At 32.7% G+C, this 4,949-nt stretch carries 5 protein-coding genes; 4 read left to right on the top strand and 1 reads right to left on the bottom strand.

Going from position 1 to position 4,949, the window contains the following annotated elements:
• Positions 1–17 precede the first annotated feature (17 nt).
• The 4 genes from EZH24_RS15325 to EZH24_RS07090 all read left to right on the top strand — a co-directional run bounded on the left by EZH24_RS15325 (position 18) and on the right by EZH24_RS07090 (position 4,360).
• Positions 18–149 carry a hypothetical protein gene (locus EZH24_RS15325; RefSeq protein WP_272897883.1) on the top strand — a complete coding sequence of 44 codons (132 nt, stop codon included), beginning with the start codon at positions 18–20 and terminating at the stop codon, positions 147–149.
• Positions 150–407: a type II toxin-antitoxin system RelE family toxin gene (locus EZH24_RS07100; protein ID WP_137998427.1), complete on the top strand. Its 258-nt coding sequence runs from the start codon at positions 150–152 to the stop codon at positions 405–407.
• Positions 408–515: 108 nt separating this feature from the next.
• A complete protein-coding gene (locus tag EZH24_RS07095) occupies positions 516–2,063 on the top strand; it encodes an FGGY family carbohydrate kinase (RefSeq protein ID WP_137998426.1) in 1,548 nt (515 codons plus the stop codon).
• 209 nt (positions 2,064–2,272) lie between these two features.
• A complete protein-coding gene (locus EZH24_RS07090) occupies positions 2,273–4,360 on the top strand; it encodes a glutamine synthetase III family protein (RefSeq protein ID WP_137998425.1) in 2,088 nt (695 codons plus the stop codon).
• A gap of 394 nt (positions 4,361–4,754) precedes the next feature.
• Here the strand turns inward: EZH24_RS07090 and EZH24_RS14060 are convergent.
• A partial coding sequence (locus EZH24_RS14060) for a hypothetical protein (RefSeq protein WP_161976113.1) occupies positions 4,755–4,949 on the bottom strand: 195 nt, incomplete at its 5' end.

The following is a 4,949-nucleotide window of genomic DNA, read 5'->3' as shown; positions in this document are numbered from 1 at the left end:
AACCGTAGATTATCTTTGTGCAAGAAGCGATTTCAAATTTTTTGGAAGATTTTGAAGATATAGAAGACGCGTTAAAAGGACAAAAAGGCAGATTAGACGGAGATAAAGGTATAAAGGCAAATGAATTTTATAAACAGCTTGGTATTTAAATGGAATTTGTATTTTCAAGCAAGGCGCAAAAAGATTTTAAAAAATTAGACATATCAATACAAAAGCGTATAAAAACTTTTACTCAAGAAATTGAAAATTTAGAGAATCCAAGAAGTAAAGGAAAAGCTTTGACGGGAGATTTAAAAGGTTTTTGGAGATATAGAATTGGCGATTATAGACTTGTATGTGAAATTCTTGACAATGAACTTATAATTTATACGATTAAAATATCTCATAGAAAAAATGTTTACGATTAAATCTTTAAAATATAAAAACTTGATTTAATAAATTATTTTCTATATACTCATTTCTATTGAATTTAAAAATAAATTAAAAATTAAAATTAAAAAACGAGGAAAAATAAAATGTTTACATTAGGAATAGATTTAAGCACGCAGAGTTTAACTTTAAGTATTTTAAATTATAAAAATTTTAAAAACGAATTAAATATATCCGTTGCTTTTAATTCTTTGGAAGAAATAAATAATTCTTCGATGAATAAAAATACTTTATTAGTTGATTCTGATATAGAAGGAAAAGCGGAACAAGACATAAATATTTTTTTAATAGCGCTTGATAAAGCTTTTTCAAAATTAAAAGACAAATGCAATATTTCGCTTATAGATTCGATTCAAATATCGGCGCAACAGCATGGGCATGTATATTTGTCCGAAAATTATAAAAAGAATTTGGAATATTTGAAACAAAAAGAATCTGCAAATAAAAATTTAATCGAAATATTAAAAGATTCTTATTCTTATAACGGCGCTCCAATTTGGCGAACCTCCTGCACGGAAAAAGAAGCGGAAGATTTAAGAAAAACGGCGGGCGGAAAAGAAAAAATGATTCAAATAACGGGCTCGGATTCTCCTTTAAGATTCACTGGAGCGGTTATAAAATATTATTTTGACAATAATAAAAATATGTCGGAAAATACTTATAAAATATTTTTGCTCAATACTTTTATCGCTTCAATATTAACGGCTAAAGAAGATGTCGCCGTAGATTTTGGAAACGGTTCTGGAATGAGTTTAATGGATTATTCAAAAAAAGAATGGAACGATAATCTTTTAAATTCCGTTTCAAAAGATTTAAAAAATAAATTAGGAAATATAAAAAATCCTTCGAGCGAGGCGGGATATATAACGACTTATTTTATAGAAAAATTCGGATTTGATAAAAATTGTATCGTTGGAATCGGAAGCGGAGATAATCCCGAAACGAAAGTTTTATACAAAGGAGATATTCTTTCGCTTGGGACGAGTTTTGTTTATATGCTTAATATAGACGAAAACGAGAGAGATTTTAGCGGAGTTTCAAACGCTATGTATGACGGAATAGGAAATCCTTTTATGATATTCTGCCGAACAAACGGAGCTATGCTTTGGGATTCGATAATGAATCTTTACGGAAAAAATTATAAGGACATAACCGATTCTCTTAAAGAAAATATAAATAATCTTCCGTTAATGTTATGGCAAAAAGAAAACGAATCCGTGCCAATCAGCAAATCATTTGATATAAAAAGATATTACGAAAAAGCGAATTTCGACAGCGATTATAAAGGAATAGTTTTAAGTTCGCTTTCTTTAATCGCAGAGTATTCTAAAAAATTTAATTCTTCAAAAAAAGCCGATTTGTCGGTTACGGGAGGACCTGCAAAAGATATTGAAATTTTAAAAATCATAGCGAATATTTGGCAATGCGAGGTAAAAATACTTCCTTCTGGCGGAGCTTCTTTGGGAGCTTCGATTGCCGCTATTTTGTTGTTGAAAGAAAATATAGATTTGGACGAAATTCGAGACGCTTTGAGAGATAAAACCGTTATTGAACCCGATTATAATCTATCGAAAAAATACGAAGAATATCAAAAAAATATGATTGAAAAATTTGAAGAACTTACAAAAAATTAAAATTAAAAAACTAAAATTAGAATATAAAAAATATTTAACATAATAAATTTTTGTATAAAATGTATTATCTCTATTATTATCTTTTCAAAATATTTAAAACTTCACAAAATTTTTTGCATAACTATATATAGTAATATTGATTTAATTTTAAGAAATATTATAATTTTCTCAATAAAAAACAAAAAAAAATTTATTGGAGGATAAAACTCATGAAAAATGTGCCTGAAATTTTTGGCAGTATGGTTTTTAACGATAATGTTATGCGGGAAAAACTCCCAAAAGATGTGTATAAAAAATTGATAAAAACCATAAAAAACGGAGAGAGATTGGATTTGGAACTTGCCAATGTTGTCGCTCATGCTATGAAAGAGTGGGCTATAGAAAAAGGCGCTACTCATTTTACGCATTGGTTTCAACCTATGACGGGAATAACGGCGGAAAAACATACGAGTTTCATAACGCAAGGCGATGGCGGTTCTATTCGTATGGAATTTACGGGAAAAGAATTGGCGCAAGGAGAACCTGACGCTTCAAGTTTTCCTTCGGGCGGACTAAGAACGACTTTCGAGGCGAGAGGCTACACGGCTTGGGACCCGACTTCCTACGCTTTCATTAAAGACAATACTTTATGCATTCCAACAGTTTTCTGTTCTTACGGAGGCGAAGCTTTGGATAAAAAAACTCCTCTTCTTCGTTCGATGGAAGTTTTAGAAAAAGAAGCAAAAAGAATACTCAAATTATTCGGACATAACGATGTCGGCAGAGTTTATACCACAGTCGGAGCGGAACAAGAATATTTTTTAATCGATAGAGAATTATATTTGCAAAGACAAGATTTAAGATATTGTAAAAGAACATTATTCGGAGCATGTCCTCCTAAAGGGCAGGAACTCGAAGACCATTATTTTGGAGCGATAAAGCCGAGAGTGTCGAAATTTATGGAAGAACTCGATAGCGAACTTTGGAAATTGGGAATAATGGCGAAAACGGAACATAACGAAGTAGCCCCTGGACAATACGAATTGGCTCCAGAATTTTCAATCACGAATATTGCGGCAGACCAAAATCAGCTTATGATGGAATTAATGAAAGTAATCGCGGAAAAACATAATCTAACTTGCATCTTGCATGAAAAACCTTTCGCGGGAGTAAACGGAAGCGGAAAACATAATAACTGGTCGATTGCAACCGATACGGGAATGAATTTGCTCGAGCCTGGAAATACTCCTTGGAAAAATAAACAATTCCTATTATTTTTAGTGGCGTTCATAAAAGCCGTTGACGAATATCAGGATTTGATTAGAGTGACTACGGCAAGCGCAAGCAACGACCATAGACTCGGAGCAAGCGAAGCGCCGCCAGCCATAATATCGATTTTCTTGGGAGAAGAACTCACGGAAATGCTCGAAGCTTTTGGAAATTCAAAATATAAAGCGAAAGACAGAGAGGATATGGAATTTGGAGTTCATTATTTGGCGAAATTAACTAAAGATTTAACCGACAGAAACAGAACTTCGCCGCTCGCTTTCACGGGAAATAAATTCGAGTTTAGAATGGTAGGCTCGAGTTTGTCGATTTCTGGACCTAATATAATACTTAATACGGTTGTAGCCGAAGCTTTGTCCCAATTTGCCGACACTTTGGAAAAAAGTTCCGATTTTGAAAAAGATTTGGACGAATTGATTAAAGACGCTTTTGCTAAACATAAAAGAATAATTTATAACGGAAACAACTATTCGGACGAGTGGGTGAAAGAAGCGGAAAAAAGAGGACTATATAATTTGAAATCCATGCCAGAAGTTATGCCTCGATTTATAACGAAAAAATCAGTCGAGCTTTTGACTAAACATAAAGTTTTTACAGAAGTTGAAATTCATTCGAGATACGAAATAGTTTTGGAAGAATATATTAAAGTTTTGAATATCGAAGCTTTGACTTTAATCGATATGATTAACAAAAATATTATTCCCGACTCAATCGAATATTCGGGAGCGCTTTCAAAAGTTGCCGAAAGAAAGAAAAACTTAAAAATAAAGTTCGATGTGGAAAAAGATTTGATTGATAAAATAAACGGTTTGACAAAATCTTTATCCGACAAACTTAAAAAATTCGAAGGCTATATTGCCGAAGGAAAAAAAATAAGCGATGTTCAAAAGTCGGCAAAATTCTATAGAGATAAAGTTTTGAATTATATGGACGGAGAGATGCGTCCTATAATTGACGAGCTTGAAAAAACGGTTTCTAAAAAATATTGGAAACTTCCGACTTACGGAGATATGCTTTATAGTTTGTTGTAAAAAATCCTTGTTTATAGATTTATTTAATTTAATTGTAAAAAGGCACAGCGTGATTGCGGTGTCTTTTTTATTTTGTATTGCTTTGTTCGACAATCCCAACGGGACGCAGAGCGAAGTCGGACTTTCACGCTGTGTGCTGTAAGCAAGTCTCACTCGCACACGCTGTGCGCCGCGAGGCGATGACAGAAATGCATTGTCATTACGAGTGAGTGAAATGAACGAAGTAATCTATATTTAGATTGCCACGACTTCTTATAAAGTCTCGCAATGACAAAGAAAATAAAACTTGCGATGACAAATTTTTTTTATTTAAACTATTGACAAAAAATAAAAACATGCTATTATTATTAAAAATAATTAATAAAAAAGAGGTAAAAACATGTATACTGTAAATTCATTGAGCAAAGTGTGAATTACGCGCTTTAGCCAACAACTCTTTCAAAACATTTCTTATCACATTATTATCATTTCTATTATTGTTTTCCATAAGCTGTGGAAAAAATCCTGCAGAGCCAGAAGGTGGAGAAACAAGCAAGGATTTTACTGAGTCCGTTCCAACGGCTACGGGAGACCCAGCAACGGATTTAAC

It is taken from the genome of Brachyspira catarrhinii, assembly GCF_005518285.1.
Taxonomy (GTDB): domain Bacteria; phylum Spirochaetota; class Brachyspiria; order Brachyspirales; family Brachyspiraceae; genus Brachyspira; species Brachyspira catarrhinii.
The sequence above is the reverse complement of the archived record's forward strand: the minus strand, read 5'-3'. Positions and strand labels throughout refer to the sequence as shown.

Excerpts from the sequence above, each read along its gene's own strand:
- EZH24_RS07100 (WP_137998427.1), top strand. The coding sequence starts at position 150 with ATGGAATTTGTATTTTCAAGCAAGGCGCAAAAAGATTTTAAAAAATTA.
- EZH24_RS07095 (WP_137998426.1), top strand. The coding sequence starts at position 516 with ATGTTTACATTAGGAATAGATTTAAGCACGCAGAGTTTAACTTTAAGT.
- EZH24_RS07090 (WP_137998425.1), top strand. The coding sequence starts at position 2,273 with ATGAAAAATGTGCCTGAAATTTTTGGCAGTATGGTTTTTAACGATAAT.